We start from the raw sequence: 16,926 nt of genomic DNA, 5'->3' as shown, positions 1-16,926 counted from the left end.
CCTGGTCGTAGCCAAAGCATTACCATGAAGAAAACCCGCACTCATTCTGGCCACTTTGCCAAAGAGCAAACTCAGAAGAAGATTCATATCTCTGAAGTCGGCATTGGCATGTTTGTGTCCAAACTGGACCGCGACTGGCTTGAAACGCCATTTCTTATGCAGGGTTTCGTTGTCGAAAACCAGGATGATATTGAAGTACTGGCCGAGTACTGCGAATACGTCTGGATCGACGCCGTTCAAGATACCTGGGTACCACCTGAAGAACATGCTGTTACTGGTTCAACGCCAAAACAAAAACGTTATATCAATAAAATCAGCAGCCAACAGGAACACCGTCAGGCCATTGGCGTTTATCGTGAAGCGCGCAAAATCACCAAGAGCCTGCTGGAAGAAGCCCGCCTGGGCGGCGCCATCGATACAGAACACGCCAAGGCCACCGTCCACGATTGTGTAAACAGTATTTTGCGTAATGCCGATGCACTAATGTGGATGGGCAGAATGCGCAACGAAGACGAATACACCGCCGAGCATTGTTTAAATGTTTGCATTCTGGCTATTTCGTTTGGCCGACACCTCGGCATGGCAGAGGAAGACCTGCATAAAATTGGCCTCTGCGGCCTGCTTCACGACGTCGGCAAAATGCGTGTGCCCCCGGCAGTTTTAAATAAACCCGGCAAGCTAACCGAGAAAGAGTTCAAAATGATGAAAGCCCATACCGTCCATGGGCGCAATCTGTTGATGTCCTCCCCTGGCGCGTATCACGGCACCGTTGATGTAGCCTACAGTCATCACGAACGCCTCGATGGCACCGGTTACCCGAGAAAACTCAAGGCAGCGGGTATCTCAGAATTCTCACGCATGATTGCCATTGTCGATGCCTACGATGCCATGACTGCCGAACGCTGTTACGCGCCCGCCATGCCCACCACCGAAGCTATCAAAATCATATACCACAACCGAGGCACCCAATTTGATGGGCGCCTTGCTGATCAATTTATTGAAATGATTGGCCTCTACCCACCGGGCAGCATTGTTGAACTCAACAACGGTATGGTTGGGATTGTACTTAACACCAACTACCGCTATCGGCATTTACCCAAAGTGATTTTGGTAAGAGACAGTAATAAAAAACCTGTCAGGGAAAAGATCGTTAACTTAGCGGAAACAGAGAAAGGAAATCTAGAACACGACTTTTTAATTCAGCGCGTGCTGGTTGATGGCAGCTACAATGTACGCTTAAAAGATTACCGGGAGAAAGGTCTGCAACTTAGCTTTGGCTAGCTTCTGATAATAGTTCTAATAGTGGGGTCTGACCCTGCGGGTCAGACCCCACCTTTAGGAAAAGCACATCTAAGGGTTAAATACCCATTTTACTCAGGCTATCCATCACTTCGCGTATCGAGCGGGCAACATGCGGATGAGAGGCTTCAAACTCTGTTGCCTTGCTGGCAAGATCGGAATGCACAGTTTCATCTACCGTACCGCCAGCCACACGCGTCATCAGGTCACCAAACAGATCGCGCTCATGCTCATTTAGCGCTTCATTGATGGTCACTTTTAGCTCACGGATTGATTGCTCTAAAGATGAATCAGTCATTGCACATCTCCTTTTTAGAATCCTGTATACAGTGTAGCTCCAGAAGCATCGGGCTGCTTGATCTGCGTCATGAACAACTCACTCCCGTGCCACCCAAACCGCAATAACCGCCAGGGTTCTTAGCGAGATACTGCTGGTGATAATCCTCGGCGTAATAAAACACCTCAGCCGGTAGAACCTCTGTAGTTATAGCCCCGAAGCCCGACTGCTGTAATGCTTGTTGGTACTCTGCCAGTGAGGCTTCCGCCGCTCTCTGTTGCTCATCGTCACAGGTGTAAATACCTGAACGGTACTGCGTACCCACGTCGTTGCCCTGCTGCATACCCTGGGTCGGGTTATGAGCTTCCCAGAATACCTTGAGCAAGTCAGCGTAACTGATCTGCTCAGGGTCAAACACCACCAGCACAACTTCATTGTGCCCCGTTAAGCCTGAGCAGACTTCCTCATAGCTAGGGTTAGGCGTGAAACCAGCGCTATAGCCCACGGCCGTAGTAAATACACCGGTTTGTTGCCAGAAGCGTCTTTCCGCCCCCCAAAAACAGCCCATACCAAATATCGCCGTTTGCAGCTGTTCAGCAAATGGCGGCAGTATAGGGTTCCCCAATACCAGATGCTGATTAGTCACCCGCATTGCCTGTTCACGCCCAGGTAATGCTGTCTCAGCGGTTGGCATCTGGGTTTTGTGCTTTTGTGTCAAACCAAACATGAGTATCACTCCCTATCTATCTCAGCCTTGCATCATATTATATAGACCCTTAATGGTTGAGATTTTATTCAAAACGGGCCACTAACGTGCTACAAAATCGCCGACCGGTTCCGTTTTTATCCCTCTAAAGCCATGCTAGAATGCGACAAAAATGGATTACGAAGACAGTATGAGTTATCAGGCGCCAGCATTAGAGCCTTCCCCTCCTCAACCCGTTATCGCGACTCGCGCAAATGAGCCGAGCTCAACAGCCCCCCAATATATTGCCGCCGTTGATTTGGGTTCCAACAGCTTCCATATGCTGCTGACCCGCTACGAGCAGGGCCAGTTTGTGCATATTGCTCGCGCCAAACAAATGGTTCAGCTGGCCCGAGGCCTGGATGATGACGGCAGACTCTGTAAGCAAGCCCAAGCCAGAGCCATGAGCTGCCTGGATGACTTTCGTAAAATCCTCAATCAATACCCGGAAACCCGCATCGCCGCTGCTGCCACCAAAGTTCTACGTATGGCTAGCGACAGTGAGGCCTTCCTGAATACAGCCCAACAGCGTCTGGGTGCCCCTATTCAATTAATCTCCGGCGAACAGGAAGCCCTGCTTGTATATAAAGGCATGGCCCACCATCTGAGCGATCAACCCAGCCGCCGATTGGTTATTGATATTGGCGGCGCCAGCACAGAACTGATTGTTGGGTTTGAACATCAGGCCCAACAGCTTAAAAGCCTCGATCTGGGCTGCGTCACTTCTGCCGAAACCTTTTTCCCGGGCTCCAGCACCATTGAGCGTGAACAATTTGATGCCTGCCTAAAGGCCACCTGCGAGCAGCTGCATCATGTCAAAGCCAGCTTTGCCCCCTTCCAGTGGGATATCTGCGCCGGCGCCTCGGGCACATTACGGGTTATTGCGGAATTAATCGGTGATACATCGGATCAACCTGTGATCAGCCGTTTGGCACTCGATCAACTGATTGAAGAGATGCTGACCAATGGCCAGCTTTCCGAGCAGATTCCCGAAAACCTGCGCCATGATGTCTTGCCTGCAGGCCTGGCCATTTTGAAAGCGCTGTTCAGCGTATTTGATATTGAGCAAATGCTGGTTGCCTCCGCGAGCCTTAAAGAAGGCCTGTTACTGCAAGCCATTCAAGACCCATACCTACAAAACAACGCCTAATCCAAGGATTATCCTGTGAGCTTATTCCCGGAAGAAGACGTTAACGCCCATTACTTCGCCAGAAGCGACAGCAGTGAAACCCTGGGTACCTATTCCGACCACGGCTTCGAACTTGAAGACCAATACTGGCCAACGGTTGAACACTATTTTCAGGCCTCCAAATTTGAGCCGAACAGCGATCACCGCGAACGTATTCGTCTGGCCCCCAGCCCGGAAAAAGCCCGCAAACTGGGTCGGACACGCTGGAAAGCCAAAGTCCGTAATGACTGGAAAAAGGTGCGCGAAGTGATTATGACCCGCGGTGTCTACACCAAATGCCGCACCCATCCCGACATCGCCCAGCAACTTCTCGACACCGGTGACCAACGACTGGTGGAAAACAGCCAATACGATTACTTCTGGGGTTGCGGTCGTGACCGACGAGGTGAAAACACCTACGGCAAGGTACTAATGAAAGTTCGCGCCAAGCTCCTTGCTGAGCAGAAAGAAGCCGAATCTGAAGGCAGCTCTGAATAATATCATTCAGAGGTACCTCGACTATACTGAAGGTACTGACGATGATTTAGCGGAGTATTGTCATGCCTTCAATGACTTTTCGTTTTACCACCGAGTGTGAACTCACCATCGATGGCGATTCCTACGAGGAAGCCTACCTCAAGTTCAAAGACTTGTGTCACGGTGATGCCAAGATAACAGATCAGCCCATGCTCAAGGTTTTCCCTCCGGAAAACAGCACCGTGTATTTTGAAATCGATGAGCAGAGCGACTTCGCTCAAATCGATGCGCTTAAAGGTGACTTCAAGCAGGATATCCTCAACAACCTACCTGCCAATTGGGTCGAGAGGATTCAGTCGCAAAACGCCATGCATTAGGCGTTTCAGGCAGCCTTCAGCGGCTGCCTGGCTGACCGAACATTCACACAATTTATCAATAGTATCTATTCAATTTAGTACTATTAAAGTCCCTTGATGTCCGTAGATATACGTGCCAAAATCTGAAGCGTTTACATTCGCTACATATCCCAACAACATCCCAGCATTTAGCACCAATAATTATCATAATATCGCTTATGCAAACCAAGGCTTATAAGTGTTAGCGATAAAATTGGTGCGTTCTTGAAAGCAATCTTTCTGATCGCCCGCTTTAACGAGAAAACAAGACCATTATGGACCGCCGCTCGTGGCTGGGCATAGCCACTTTATTGATGCTGGGACTGCTGTATTTACAGATTCCGGCGTTATTTAACCACCAGACCGCCAGTAACGGCCGCCTGGATCTGAGCGCGTGGCACTTTGAAAACCTCGGCCCGGTGCAACTCGACAGTCATTGGGAAAATTGGCAGAGCAATAACACACCTGAGGACGACAGCAGCTATAGCCTGGATTTAGGCAATATTGGTCGCTACCTCTACGCCGATGATTTGGCCATCCTGCTGCAACCCACCTGCCAACAGACCTCGACCAACATCTGGCACAGCCAATACGCCGGCCAGTACGAAGCCATGCCGCTGAGCTTTACCCTCAATGAGCCTGTACTGATCGGTCTTACCCCTTACCTTAACGGCGATCGGCATAAGATTGAAATTCAGACCCACAGCTTTAATCAGTCAGCCCAAATGCCCTGCCTAAAGCTGTATATCGGTAGCAGCCAGCAACTGTCCCAGGTAATGAGTTGGTCCCTGGTGCTGGAAATTGCACCCATTGCCCTACTCACTATCCTGTTGTTAACCCTGATAGGTCGCGCCATTATCCAGACCTACTATGTTGACCTGCTATGGCTGGGGCTTACCGTAACCAGCCTGTTGCTCTTCACTCTCAGCAAAAGCAGCACCCTGGTATTTAACCTGTCACAAATCCTCGACCTCCAAAGTATCTGCAACACCAGGGTTACGGCGGCAGGGCTTGTTGGTAGCGGAATTTTCCTCGGCATGTACTGCCTGAAACAGGTTGCCATGCCTCGGGCTTTCAAAAACGGCCTTAAACGAACATTACTGTTAAGTCTGATTGGTTTAACTCTACTGCCCTGGATAAATGCCGAGAATCGCCACTGGCTTGGAGTGATCCTAAGCTGTGTATTTATTGGTAACCAGTTATTGACAGGTTTGGTGCTCGCGCAGGCACTGCGTGTAAAAGCCAATATGGACACCGTCTACAAGCTAATGCTGAGTCTGTTGATAGGCTTGGGAATTGCCGATATTTCCCTGGATATCATCGATGATTATACGATGATCATCATGACCATCAGTCTGCTACTGGTGATTCGAATGAACCTCACCCTCTATCCGACTGAAGAAACCAAACTGGCGCCCCACGAAGCAAGCAAACTCCGCGAAGACATCCGTCGCCATACCGCCGACCTGGAAGATAAAAACCGCGAGTTGCAGGAAACCAAACTGGCACTGGAAATAGCCAACCGCGAGCTACAAGCCCTGTCAGTCACCGACGGCTTAACAGGCGCCTATAACCGTCTTTACTTTGATCGCCAGTTTTTACTGGAGTGGCAACGCGCACGCCGCGAAAGGGAAAACCTGTCTTTGATATTGGTAGATATTGATCACTTCAAAGAACTCAATGACTGTCATGGCCATTTAGCTGGCGATGAAGGCCTTAAACAAGTCACCCAGATACTGCAAAAAACCTTCCAACGCGGTAACGATTTCGTCTGCCGATACGGTGGCGAAGAGTTTGTCATACTGCTGCCCAACACCTCACCCGAGCAAGCCACTATTCGAGCCGACAAAGCCCGTGAACAGATTGAAATGACACCCATCATCTTTGAAGAAAAAGTCATTCCAATCACTATCAGTATTGGTGTTGCAGGCTTGATACCTAAAGACATTCACCAGCCTCTGGACCTACTACACGCCGCTGACCAAGCGCTGTACTGGGTCAAGCGCAATGGCCGTAACGGCGTAAAGATTGCCGATGCCGTTGAGGCCGACATGGAAAAACAGGCCAAGGAAAAGCAAGCCAAGAAGAAGCAAACAGAGTTGCTTACGCCTGCAGCTGACTGATTTCTACCCCCAAAGCCCTAGCAATATTACGGATAACAGCATCACTCGGCTCACGCTCACCGGCTTCGATCTGCGCCAAATAACTTGGACTAATACCTACCTCACGGGACATCATACTGTGCTCCAGGCTTTTAGCCTGACGTAATTCCGCCATCTTTTGCGGCGAAAACGTCCCCTCTCCGGCACCCTGCCCCCCCATCAGTTTCGCTAAAGCCGATACAGCCTGACCTGAAGGTGCAGGCGCCGGGTCACTGCTTTTTTTCTCGCCTGTCGCCTGCCCGGCCTTTTCCAGCAGCGCCTCATACTCTGCGTAGGGAATCACCGCCCACTCTGGACGACCATCTTTCATTATCACCTGCACACTCATGGCGCTTTTACCTCACAACTCATTAATTTGTTACCCGTTTCTCACTATCAGCACTGATCAGTTCAACCAGCGCATCACCGCAGAACTGCTACACTTAACAGTAGATTATCGACATTGTGTAGATTGTTGCTGTAGGAGTTATGTATGTCGGTCTGCTTTAATACTATCCATCTCACGGCGCCTGCCGTCACCACCAACCAATTGCTCGCCAAAGGTTTTGGCGACTGTGAATACGATGACTGGGGCTTTTGCCCACAACAATTCAGTTTCGTCCCCTTCCTCGAAGCAACCTGCGATAAAGAGGATGTTCACAACGACAACAATGATAGCATCTGGACCAACTGGATCGATCGCCAAGCTGCCAAGAATGGCCAAAAGCTGATGATCGAATTCGAGAGCGAGCATACACCCGCTATTAACGCTGTCAACGCCTTAATCAAGTGGCTAAACGAAGAAAACCTCAACTACGACCTCAAATTCCAGTACCGTCAGGAAAATGAGCGTTGGCAAGGGGAGCTAAACGCCAAAAACCCACACTAATGGAGCTCATAACAAGACAATAGCCACCCCGCCTGCTCTTCCCTATAATTCCGATATTGGAATTACCCCACGACAAACGCAACGGAGCAGGCTGTGATTATTCGCGTTATTTTATTGGCTGCCGCCATTTTTCTGGTTTTACATGCTGTAGCCTATATCAAAAAACAGCCACCTCAGGATCGCCGCAAAGCCATACTTAAGTGTCTGGGCCTATTACTGATAGGTGTCGTTGTTATTCTCGCCGTTACCGGGCGCATGCATTGGGTCGGAGCTGCCATCGCGCTCGTACTCCCCTTCCTAAAAAATATCGCTGCTCTGGGCATTCGTCTGATGCCATTTCTGCGTTATCTGCAGCAGCGCGCAGGCCCATCCGTCATCAGCACCTCGATCCTCAAGGTTACGGTTAATTTTGCCCAAGGCACTATGAATGGCGAAGTATTAAGTGGAGAATTTGCCGGTAAGAACCTGGACGAGCTAGACCAATCACAACTGGAAAAACTGCTGGTCTATTGCCAACAACAAGACGCTGATTCTTATCGCCTACTCGCCGCCTACATGCAACGACGCTTTGGACAACAGCAGTATCAACAGCAATCGTCTTCAGAGAATACCAGCTCTGGATCCATGAGCAAAAAGGAAGCTCTTGCGGTTTTAGGTTTGGATGAGAAAGCCTCAGAAAAAGACATCATAACTGCACACAAAAAGCTGATGCAGAAAATTCATCCTGATCGTGGTGGAAGCGATTACCTTGCTGCCAAGATTAACCAGGCAAAAGATGTATTACTGAGTTAGAAAAATAAAAACGTTAAGAACAGAACAGCTAAAATCGAAGGTCGGAGTCCCATTGTCCCTTTAGAGACCTTCGGAGGCAGGACGCCGACGCAGAGCGGCCATGGATGGCGAACAGCGTGTCTCTAAAGGGACAATGGGACTTCGGCCGCCACCATCCACATTTAGAAACACACCTTGTTAAACTTAAGTATTGAGCTAATACAATAAAGTATAAAACTTTCGCTGATATTGAACAGCCAAAGGATCACCTTTACCAAGGGCAGCCAAAATATCCATCATCGCTTTCTTCGCTGCACCGTCCTGGAAGTTAAGATCCTTGCGTAGCACACCCAACAACATTTCTAATGCTTCGGCAGTTTTATCGTTCTGACTGTACTGAACAGCTAATTGATAAATCAACTCCAGGTTATCAGGATCAGCGGCAAGCTTTTCTTCCAACGCTTTCAACTCAGGGGATTCAGCCGCTTCCTGCTTTAACTTCAACTGCGCCATAGCTTGTTCGTAAGCCGCATCCTGGTCAGCCATAGGTATAGTTGTCAGAATTGCTTCCGCTTCTTTCACGCGGTTTACATGTAGGTAAACCTGCGCAAGGCCGATACCAATCGAAGGCTGCTCTCCAGAATCCTGATAGGCCTGACGCAATAGCGGAATAGCCTCGTTGGCTTTATCTTCTGCCATCAACGCATTCGCTTGATCAATAAGCGCTTGCCATGGAGCAGGTAGATGTTTTTGTAGCAATTCACGAATGGCGGTTTCTGGTTGAGCACCGGAAAAACCATCAACGGGCTGACCATCTTTAAAAATCATTACCGTCGGTAAACTGCGAACACCTAACTGCTGACAAATCGGTTGTAACTCATCGGCATTCACTTTTGCCAACAGGAAAGCACCAGCGTACTCGTTCGCCAGTTTTTCCATTAATGGCATCAAGGTTTTACAGGGTTCGCACCAGTCGGCCCAAAAATCCACCACTACAGGGCGTTTGCTGGATTCCTCCACCAGGTATTGTTGGGCGTTTTCCTGGGTAATATCAACAATAAAGTCGGTCATATCGTCTCTTTACAACTACTCAATTACTACAAAATATATTCAATTCTAATCGTGAACTAGATGGCATCAAACACGATACCGGTCCAAACATCAGGGGTCAGGAAACCATCCCCCCAGACCTTATCGAACTCAGCAGTGGGTTTGGCTGCGATAACTTCATCACGGGTTTTGCCAGCGGCTTTTAATTGCTCTACTCGATCAGCCACAGTGCTCAGCATGTCGCGATAAGTTTGCAACTCGGATTTTTTACTTAACGGGCCATGACCCGGGATAATCAGGGTTTTATCATCAATACGAGCCAGCACAGTATCCACCGCATCGATCACACCGCGGATACGACCACCGCTACTGGCATCAATAAAGGGGAACAAGCCGTTAAAATATAAATCACCGGTGTGAACCACATTGGCTTCTTTAAAATAGACAACGGTATCGCCGTCAGTATGTGCCGGGTTGGGATGGGTCAGTTCAATACTCTGTCCATTCCAGTAGAAGCGCATGCCCTGGTCATAGGTCATCACAGGTAATGCTTCATCTTCAGCTGGCGGAACCTTTAAACCAAAGGCAGCAATTTCGCCACCGCTGACCAAACGCTTACGCACATTTTCATGGGCTACAATTTTCGCGCCCATACCACCGAAAAAGCGATTCCCCCCGGTATGATCGCTGTGCCAATGCGTATTGATCAAAAATTCAACAGGCCTATCACTCATGGATGCCAAAGCATTATTTAAGGCCTGGCTGTGGTCGGCATACTGATCATCAATTACCAGCAATCCCTGTTTACCGGTTAGAACACCTACATTACCACCGCGGCCAACCAGCATATGGATACCCTGGCGAACAGGCTTCGCGGAAATCGTCAGTTCATCGGCATGAACACTTGAAAACCCACCGGAAACCGCCAGCAGAGCCATTGCCCCGGTTAAACCTTTTCTAGCCTGCTTGAACATCCTTTTTGCTCCTTAGCATCTTCGTGTGAATACCCGACACTATATAGCGCCGAGTGCCCTACGGCCAGCTACACTTGTTAGCTGAGTCACTTATCCCTATGATGCGCCCGCACCAAACAGGAGGAGTTTGTAGGTGAGTTCACAGATGTATTTACCCGGTCAACGCTGGGTCAGCCAAACCGAAGCCGAAATGGGCTTGGGAATCGTGTTAGAAAACAACGGTCGCCATCTGACTATCAGCTTTCCCGCTGCCGGGGAGCGTAGAACCTACGCTGTGGAAGAAGCGCCTCTTACCCGCGTGATTTACCACCCGGGCGATAGCATCACCTCTATCGATAACCTGACGATCATCGTTAGTGAAACCAGCGAACAGCAAGGCTGTATTTTGTACAGCGGTCACGATAAAAATGGTGATCACCACCAGATTCCTGAACTGGAATTGGACAGTTTTATACAATTTAGTAAACCGCAGGATCGACTATTTGCCGGTCAAATCGACAAACTCAGCGATTTCCAGCTGCGCTACCAAACCCTCAACCTGCAACACCGCCTCCAGCAATCCCCTGCTCGCGGTTTACTGGGCCCAAGGGTTGAGCTCCTGCCCCATCAGCTTTACATCGCTAGCAGCGTTGCAGAGCGCCATGCGCCACGTGTTTTACTGGCCGATGAGGTTGGCCTGGGTAAAACCATTGAAGCCGGGCTGATTATTCACCAGCAGTTAACCACCGGGCGCTGCCAGCGCGTATTGATTGCGGTACCTGAAGCCCTGCAACACCAGTGGCTGGTGGAGATGTTACGCCGTTTTAACCTGCCGTTTAGCCTGCTGGATGAAGAACGCTGTCAGGCCCTGATTGAATCCGGGCACGACAATCCGTTTGAGACCGAGCAGCTTGTACTCTGTGGTTTGCCATTAATCACCCAAAACGAAACTCGCCTGCAGCAAGCTCTGTCCTGCCGCTGGGATTTACTGGTAGTCGATGAAGCACATCACCTGCAGTGGCAAGAAGACACACCAGAAGACGAAAAGCCCAACAGCCCCTATCACTGTATCGAAGCGCTGGCTCAACATGCCGCTGGCCTGATTATGCTGACAGCAACGCCGGAACAGCTGGGTCTGGAAAGTCATTTTGCCCGCCTGCGCCTGCTAGACCCTGATCGTTACCACAGCCTGGAAGCCTTCTGTGAGGAAGAAGCCAATTATCGTCCGCTGAATGATTTGGTACAGGCCATCAACAGTGGCGAGCTAAGCGGCGATCAATTACAACAACTGCAGGCACTGGTTGGTAATGAGCGTGCGACACAATGGCAAGAACACCCACAAAAGATTACCCGTGAACTGCTGGATCGTCACGGTACTGGCCGTGTGCTCTTCCGCAATACCCGCTCCAGTGTAGAAGGTTTTCCAGAGCGTAAACTCTGCGAACATCCTCTGGCACCACCGCAAGGTTATGACGAAAGTCAGCACACAGAACTCCAGCAGCGATTACAACCAGAGCACCTGCTGGGCGATAACTGGACAGAGATCGATCCACGGGTAAGTTGGCTGCAAGGCTGGTTAAAAGAAAATCGTCAACGCAAAGTACTGGTTATCTGTGCCAAGGCAAATACCGCATTGGACCTGGAAACCCATTTGCGTCTACGTGGTGGCGCCCGCTCAACTGCCTTCCACGAAGGTATGACCCTGCTGGAACGCGATCGCGCTGCGGCCTACTTTGCCGACGATATTGATGGCGCCCAGGTGATGGTGTGCTCGGAAATCGGCAGTGAAGGCCGTAACTTCCAGTTTGCCCACCATATGGTGCTGTTTGATCTGCCGCTTAATCCAGATCTGTTGGAGCAGCGTATCGGTCGCTTGGACCGCATCGGCCAACAACACACGGTGAATATTCATGTGCCCTATTACAGCGACAGCGCTAAAGCCACGGCCACCTCGACAATGGTGCGCTGGTATCACGAAGGCATAAACGGCTTTGAAAAAGTCTGCCCTATTGGACAAGGTATTTTTGACCGCTTTAAAGCAAAGCTATTGGAGCAGCTGGAAACCACCAATAATGATCAACTTGATGCGCTGATCAACGACACCCGCGCATATACCGAGCAAACACTGGCAGAGTTACAGGCCGGTCGTAACCAGTTACTGGAATTGAACTCCTGCAATCCTGAGCAAGCGCAGACATTGATCGATGCTATTCAATCACAGGATGATCGCGATCAGCTGACTGACTACATGACCCAGGTATTTGATACCTACGGAGTCGATCAGGAACGCCACAGTGAAAACGCCAGCGTGATTCACCCCAGTGATCATATGCACTGCGAACACTTCCCCGGCCTGCCCCGTGAAGGTATGACCGCTACTTTTGATCGCACACAGGCACTGTCCCGTGAAGATATGCAGTTCCTGACTTGGGAACACCCCATGGTCAGTGGCTGTATGGATATGATCAGTGGCAGCGAGCGCGGCAATACCGCGTTGTGTACTATCAAGTTGCCGCCACTTAAACCAGGCACCCTGATGGTAGAGACCGTGTACCAGCTATATTGCCCGGCACCGAAACAATTCCAGATTCAGCGCTTCTTCTCCGGCGCCTGTTTGCGACTGGTGATAGATAATAACCAGCGCGATCTCAGCAACATCATTAGCTTCGATCACATTAACAAGCTCAGCGAACGGGTGAAACTGAAAGTCGGCCAACAGCTGGTACGTCAGGGCCGTGACCGCATCAGTGCCGTGATCAGCCACAGCCAAAAACTGGCAGAAGCCCAGCAAGAGCCGCTGATCAAAGAGGCACGCCAACAACTGCTGGATCAAACCCAGGCTGAAATTGATCGTCTCAAGGCGCTGGCCGAGGTTAACCCTAATATCCGCCAGGAAGAGATCGAGTATCTTCAGGCTGTACAGGCTGAGCAGCTCAACTATCTGGCGCAAACCCAGCTTAGGCTGGATGCTGTGCGGGTTATCGTCGCAACATAGTCCCGAAAATGGGGTACGACCCGTAGGGTCGGACCCCGCCTGTGCCACCTCTACATGGGGTCTGACCCTGCGGGTCAGACCCCATTTCGTTTTAGCACCAAGCCAAAACCCAAGCTAAAGCTAAAATCTATTACCCACATCAAAACTATTAATTTTATTAATTGTCCGCTCATCCCTAATATATCTTCTCAACAACACAGCAACTTCCCCCACATTAGGAGACGGAAACATGTTAGAAGATAAAACCGGTCAGCCAGTCCCTCAGGTTACCTTCCACACCCGCGTAGGTAATGATTGGGTGGATGTCACTACCGATGAACTGTTCAAAGGCAAAACCGTGGTGCTGTTCGCCCTGCCCGGCGCTTTCACCCCAACCTGCTCCTCTACCCACTTGCCGCGCTATAACGAGCTGCAACCGGTATTCACCAAGCAAGGGGTTGATGAGATTATCTGTCTGTCGGTCAACGATACCTTTGTGATGAATGCCTGGAAGGAAGATCAAAATGCCGAGCGCATTCGCTTCCTGCCAGACGGTAACGGCGACTTCTCACGCGGCATGGGTATGCTGGTAGACAAAGACGACCTTGGCTTCGGCCAGCGTTCCTGGCGCTACGCCATGGTGGTTAAAGACGGCGTGATTGATCAGATGTTCATCGAGCCAAATAAACCAGGCGACCCGTTCGAGGTATCCGATGCCGATACCGTGCTGGACTACCTGGCGCCCAAGGCAGAATTGCCAAAACGCGTTAGCTTGTTCACCAAGCCAGGTTGCCCACACTGCACCCGCGCCAAGCAAAACCTGAGCGATGCAGGCCTGGATTACGAAGAAATCGAATTGGGTAGCAAAGGTGTGAGTTACAGCAGTTTAGCTGCCGTTACCGGCCGCGGTACTACGCCACAGGTATACGTGGAAGGTGAATTGGTTGGTGGTGCTGATGAGTTGGAAAGCTGGTTAGCGGCTCGCTAGCCGAAACAACATGCAACCAAGATGGGGTCTGACCCGCAGGGTCAGACCCCGCGCTTTATTCAAGCACTTTTTAGCTCGGCTCTTTTATTACCAGGGTCCCAGCCAATTTGTCATGCCAGCCCTGCTTCCTCTCATCAACGCCCACCCACATAATGCCCATCAGAAATGGAAGAGCAGAAACATAATATCCAAGGTAACGGATAATTAACTGTTTAACACTCGGCTTGCCCAGTGTTTTGGCATCGACAATCTTTAAATGTAATACCATCTTGCCAGGCGTTGCCGATTTATAAAACCAAAACACCATAATGGCGATCGCTGGAAACAGATAGTTAAGTAACAGATCCCAAGTGCCCTTATAGAGCAAACTGCCTTTAAAATAATCATCGCCATAAATCGCCAGTAAAATGGGCGTAATAATGACCATAATCAGAATCGAATCAATGATGGCAGCCAGGGTACGAATCCAAAAGCCAGCATAACGTATGTCACTCATACCCGACTCCTTTAGTCCGCGATATAGGCTAACCGGCTAAACCCCATTGCTCTGGCAAAGAATACATCCGGCACGGTGGCAATGCGGGCGTTATAGATTTCTACCGCATCGTTATAGCCAGATCGGAATAACGCGACTTCATTTTCTGCGCGCGTTAAACTCTTCATCAATTTGGCGACAACTTTATTGCCTTTTAGCTCAGGGTAATCTTCAATGACGGCATTCAGTTGCTGCCCCGCCGCATGCTCCGCCGCCAAATACTGGCCTAGCGCTTGTTTATCCTGGGTGTACAACTTGCGCAGCTCTGCCACCTTTAACATTACGTCTTTTTCGTGGGTCAGGTAACGTTTGGTCAACTTCTCGAGATTCGGAATCAGGTTGTGCCGTTTTTTCAGGGACACCTGAATATTGGCCCAGTTACGCTCGGCACGACGCTTAAGGAAAATCAAATCATTGTAATGCAGCACCAGCGTGACCAGCAGCATATACAGCGGAGCCGCCATCGCCGCCATCAGAAAATCGGTTGCCGCAAATCCACCACTACTGGCGAAGGTCATTAATAGCGCTAGTAGCAAGCCACTAAAAGCCAGGCTTAAGTAAAACATGCCCCTGCGTGCTTTCATCAGCATCACATTAGCTTCGGGGAAGTTACTTAAAATAAACGGCTCAGATTTGTCACCGCGAACCATCAGCAAGCGATCGGTTTGCTGTTTATCAACATCGGCCTGACCAATAGCATAAAGAGGATCACTCATACGCAGCGTACGCTCGGTGTAGCGCATACGCCCATGTCGCTCGACCTTATCATAGCGACTGATAATTTCCGCATCTTTGGCATCAATAGCCAGACGGCCTTCTTCATCTTCAGCGTAAAATGTTACGTAATCGGTTTTCTCTTCGAGGGTGACCCACTTGGCATTTTTACCACTACCACGACGCTCCTCTTCCTTATAGTAATACCAGGCACAGCGGCTGTTGGTATGGGGGGATCGCAACGGTTCCTTACCGTCATCAATCATAAGACTGCCCTGGACTTCAGCAAGACCACAGCTTACACCTGCGGTTAAAGACGTTGGCACATTTTCAATCAGTCGTTTGTAGCGAACCTGCCGGAATCCCAACCAGGTAAACAACAATGCCAACAGCAAACCAACAGGGATAACAGCCCACAACCAGCCACCAGTCAGTTTGGTAGCATCGATGGCCTGTAGTCGGTTGGCAAGATCCTGTTGGTCTGCCTCCGGTAGCCCCTCAAGGCTCGCAGGCATGTCGAAGCCCCATAAGGGTAACAGCCAGCGCTCAGGTATCGCCTGCATTTGCTTGGCCAAACGCTGCTGGCTTACCGCCAGGGTCAGGCGCACTTCTCGAAGTTGTTGCTGTTCACTGTAGGCTAAACCCTGATAGCGATAATCGAGAAAATCACCGGCATTTTGCCAACCTGTCCAGGTTTGATTGATACTTTGCAGTCGCTGCTCAATCAGCTTTGAGGCAGCCTGAGAATGGGCCTGGTAACGCGTAACGCCATTGGCGATATCCTGCTGCATCATAGACAGAGCCAGATGCACCAACACCAGAGCCAATACCCCGGTTAAAATCGACAAATACACCAACAAACGATGCACCTTAAGCAGGTAAACGGCTCCCAAAACCCCAAGCCCTAATAAGGCCAAACCACCCCACAAGGCAAACAAGCCACCACTGCCCATATCCTGCTGTTCAGCATACTGGCCAAAGGTAGAAATGATAGGCGTGTAGAAACCTGGCTGATTAAACCGTACCGATAAGCCATCGCTAGCCGAAACAGCCTTACCGAATACAAATAAATCGGCATAGGGCTCAATGCGCCATTCTGTGTAGCGGTTTTTCCCAACAACGGTTTGATAACTTTGCGCCACAGACCAATCAATGGCATTGATATCACCTTCACTGGCGATACGTATTTCACCAGACTCGTCGACCAACAGAAAATCTACGGCCCGATCAAAGTCCTGGCGGGTGGACCAACTGCGACGCCCTTCGGAATCGCGCTTTTCAACTTCGTGACGGAAGCGGTAATAGAGACTCGGGGTTTTGGTGTGATGACTGGCAAGGGTTTTGTTATTCAGCGGTTGCGCTGTAGCCGTCAGATTAATTTCACCGGGTAGAGCCGCGCCCACTTTAGACGCAGGTACACGCTCGAGCTGCCGCAGATCCTGAATATTGCCAAGCCCCACACCGGTCAGCCACCAACCGCCTGTCGAACCTGCCAGCAGAATCACCAAAGCAAATGCCCAATGACCAAGAATCTTTCTCATGCCCCGTAA

16 protein-coding genes are annotated in these 16,926 nt (G+C 50.1%); 9 read left to right on the top strand and 7 right to left on the bottom strand.

The window, feature by feature from the left end; genetic code table 11:
• Positions 1-24 precede the first annotated feature (24 nt).
• Complete coding sequence (locus ACGHZ6_RS10815) at positions 25-1,281, top strand: HD-GYP domain-containing protein (RefSeq protein WP_390618870.1); 1,257 nt, start codon at positions 25-27, stop codon at positions 1,279-1,281.
• Positions 1,282-1,357: 76 nt separating this feature from the next.
• Here the strand turns inward: ACGHZ6_RS10815 and ACGHZ6_RS10810 are convergent, their stop codons facing one another.
• Together ACGHZ6_RS10810 and msrA are read right to left on the bottom strand one after the other, a co-directional pair.
• Positions 1,358-1,597 carry a DUF4404 family protein gene (locus ACGHZ6_RS10810; RefSeq protein ID WP_390618869.1) on the bottom strand — a complete coding sequence of 80 codons (240 nt, stop codon included), beginning with the start codon at positions 1,595-1,597 and terminating at the stop codon, positions 1,358-1,360.
• A gap of 67 nt (positions 1,598-1,664) precedes the next feature.
• On the bottom strand, positions 1,665-2,303 hold the full coding sequence (gene msrA, locus ACGHZ6_RS10805; protein WP_390618868.1) for a peptide-methionine (S)-S-oxide reductase MsrA: 639 nt from the start codon (positions 2,301-2,303) through the stop codon (positions 1,665-1,667).
• 151 nt (positions 2,304-2,454) lie between these two features.
• Between msrA and ACGHZ6_RS10800 the strand changes: the two genes are divergently transcribed.
• The 4 genes from ACGHZ6_RS10800 (at position 2,455) to ACGHZ6_RS10785 (ending at position 6,484) form a co-directional block, all read left to right on the top strand.
• Positions 2,455-3,471, top strand: a complete 1,017-nt coding sequence (locus ACGHZ6_RS10800) for a hypothetical protein (protein WP_390618867.1) — start codon at positions 2,455-2,457, stop codon at positions 3,469-3,471.
• Positions 3,472-3,486: 15 nt separating this feature from the next.
• Positions 3,487-3,987 carry an NADAR family protein gene (locus tag ACGHZ6_RS10795; RefSeq protein WP_390618866.1) on the top strand — a complete coding sequence of 167 codons (501 nt, stop codon included), beginning with the start codon at positions 3,487-3,489 and terminating at the stop codon, positions 3,985-3,987.
• A gap of 62 nt (positions 3,988-4,049) precedes the next feature.
• Positions 4,050-4,343, top strand: coding sequence for a hypothetical protein (locus ACGHZ6_RS10790; RefSeq protein WP_390618865.1), 294 nt, complete (start codon positions 4,050-4,052; stop codon positions 4,341-4,343).
• A 293-nt stretch (positions 4,344-4,636) separates the two neighbouring features.
• Complete coding sequence (locus ACGHZ6_RS10785) at positions 4,637-6,484, top strand: GGDEF domain-containing protein (protein ID WP_390618864.1); 1,848 nt, start codon at positions 4,637-4,639, stop codon at positions 6,482-6,484.
• Here ACGHZ6_RS10785 and ACGHZ6_RS10780 read toward each other — a convergent pair.
• Positions 6,465-6,851 (bottom strand): helix-turn-helix domain-containing protein, encoded by a 387-nt coding sequence (locus tag ACGHZ6_RS10780; RefSeq protein WP_390618863.1) that lies wholly within the window; start codon positions 6,849-6,851, stop codon positions 6,465-6,467. The genes ACGHZ6_RS10785 and ACGHZ6_RS10780 overlap by 20 nt on opposite strands.
• Positions 6,852-6,995: 144 nt before the next feature.
• Here ACGHZ6_RS10780 and ACGHZ6_RS10775 point away from each other — a divergent pair, with 144 nt between their 5' ends.
• Positions 6,996-7,391 carry a hypothetical protein gene (locus tag ACGHZ6_RS10775; protein ID WP_390618862.1) on the top strand — a complete coding sequence of 132 codons (396 nt, stop codon included), beginning with the start codon at positions 6,996-6,998 and terminating at the stop codon, positions 7,389-7,391.
• A 93-nt stretch (positions 7,392-7,484) separates the two neighbouring features.
• Positions 7,485-8,183, top strand: coding sequence for a molecular chaperone DnaJ (locus ACGHZ6_RS10770; protein ID WP_390618861.1), 699 nt, complete (start codon positions 7,485-7,487; stop codon positions 8,181-8,183).
• Positions 8,184-8,378: 195 nt separating this feature from the next.
• Here the strand turns inward: ACGHZ6_RS10770 and trxA are convergent, their stop codons facing one another.
• Both trxA and ACGHZ6_RS10760 read right to left on the bottom strand, forming a co-directional pair.
• Positions 8,379-9,233: a thioredoxin gene (gene trxA, locus ACGHZ6_RS10765; RefSeq protein WP_390618860.1), complete on the bottom strand. Its 855-nt coding sequence runs from the start codon at positions 9,231-9,233 to the stop codon at positions 8,379-8,381.
• Between the two features lie 56 nt (positions 9,234-9,289).
• A complete protein-coding gene (locus ACGHZ6_RS10760) occupies positions 9,290-10,186 on the bottom strand; it encodes an MBL fold metallo-hydrolase (RefSeq protein ID WP_390618859.1) in 897 nt (298 codons plus the stop codon).
• A 133-nt stretch (positions 10,187-10,319) separates the two neighbouring features.
• Here ACGHZ6_RS10760 and rapA point away from each other — a divergent pair, with 133 nt between their 5' ends.
• On the top strand, positions 10,320-13,160 hold the full coding sequence (gene rapA / locus ACGHZ6_RS10755; protein ID WP_390618858.1) for an RNA polymerase-associated protein RapA: 2,841 nt from the start codon (positions 10,320-10,322) through the stop codon (positions 13,158-13,160).
• 229 nt (positions 13,161-13,389) lie between these two features.
• On the top strand, positions 13,390-14,127 hold the full coding sequence (locus tag ACGHZ6_RS10750) for a glutathione peroxidase (protein ID WP_390618857.1): 738 nt from the start codon (positions 13,390-13,392) through the stop codon (positions 14,125-14,127).
• Positions 14,128-14,197: 70 nt separating this feature from the next.
• Here the strand turns inward: ACGHZ6_RS10750 and ACGHZ6_RS10745 are convergent, their stop codons facing one another.
• Positions 14,198-14,623 carry an RDD family protein gene (locus ACGHZ6_RS10745; protein WP_390618856.1) on the bottom strand — a complete coding sequence of 142 codons (426 nt, stop codon included), beginning with the start codon at positions 14,621-14,623 and terminating at the stop codon, positions 14,198-14,200.
• Positions 14,624-14,634: 11 nt separating this feature from the next.
• Positions 14,635-16,917, bottom strand: a complete 2,283-nt coding sequence (locus ACGHZ6_RS10740) for a LemA family protein (RefSeq protein WP_390618855.1) — start codon at positions 16,915-16,917, stop codon at positions 14,635-14,637.
• Positions 16,918-16,926: the final 9 nt, after the last annotated feature.

It is taken from the genome of Maricurvus nonylphenolicus (genome assembly GCF_042854845.1).
Classification (GTDB): domain Bacteria; phylum Pseudomonadota; class Gammaproteobacteria; order Pseudomonadales; family Cellvibrionaceae; genus Maricurvus; species Maricurvus nonylphenolicus.
This window is presented reverse-complemented; position numbering and strand designations above follow the sequence as displayed.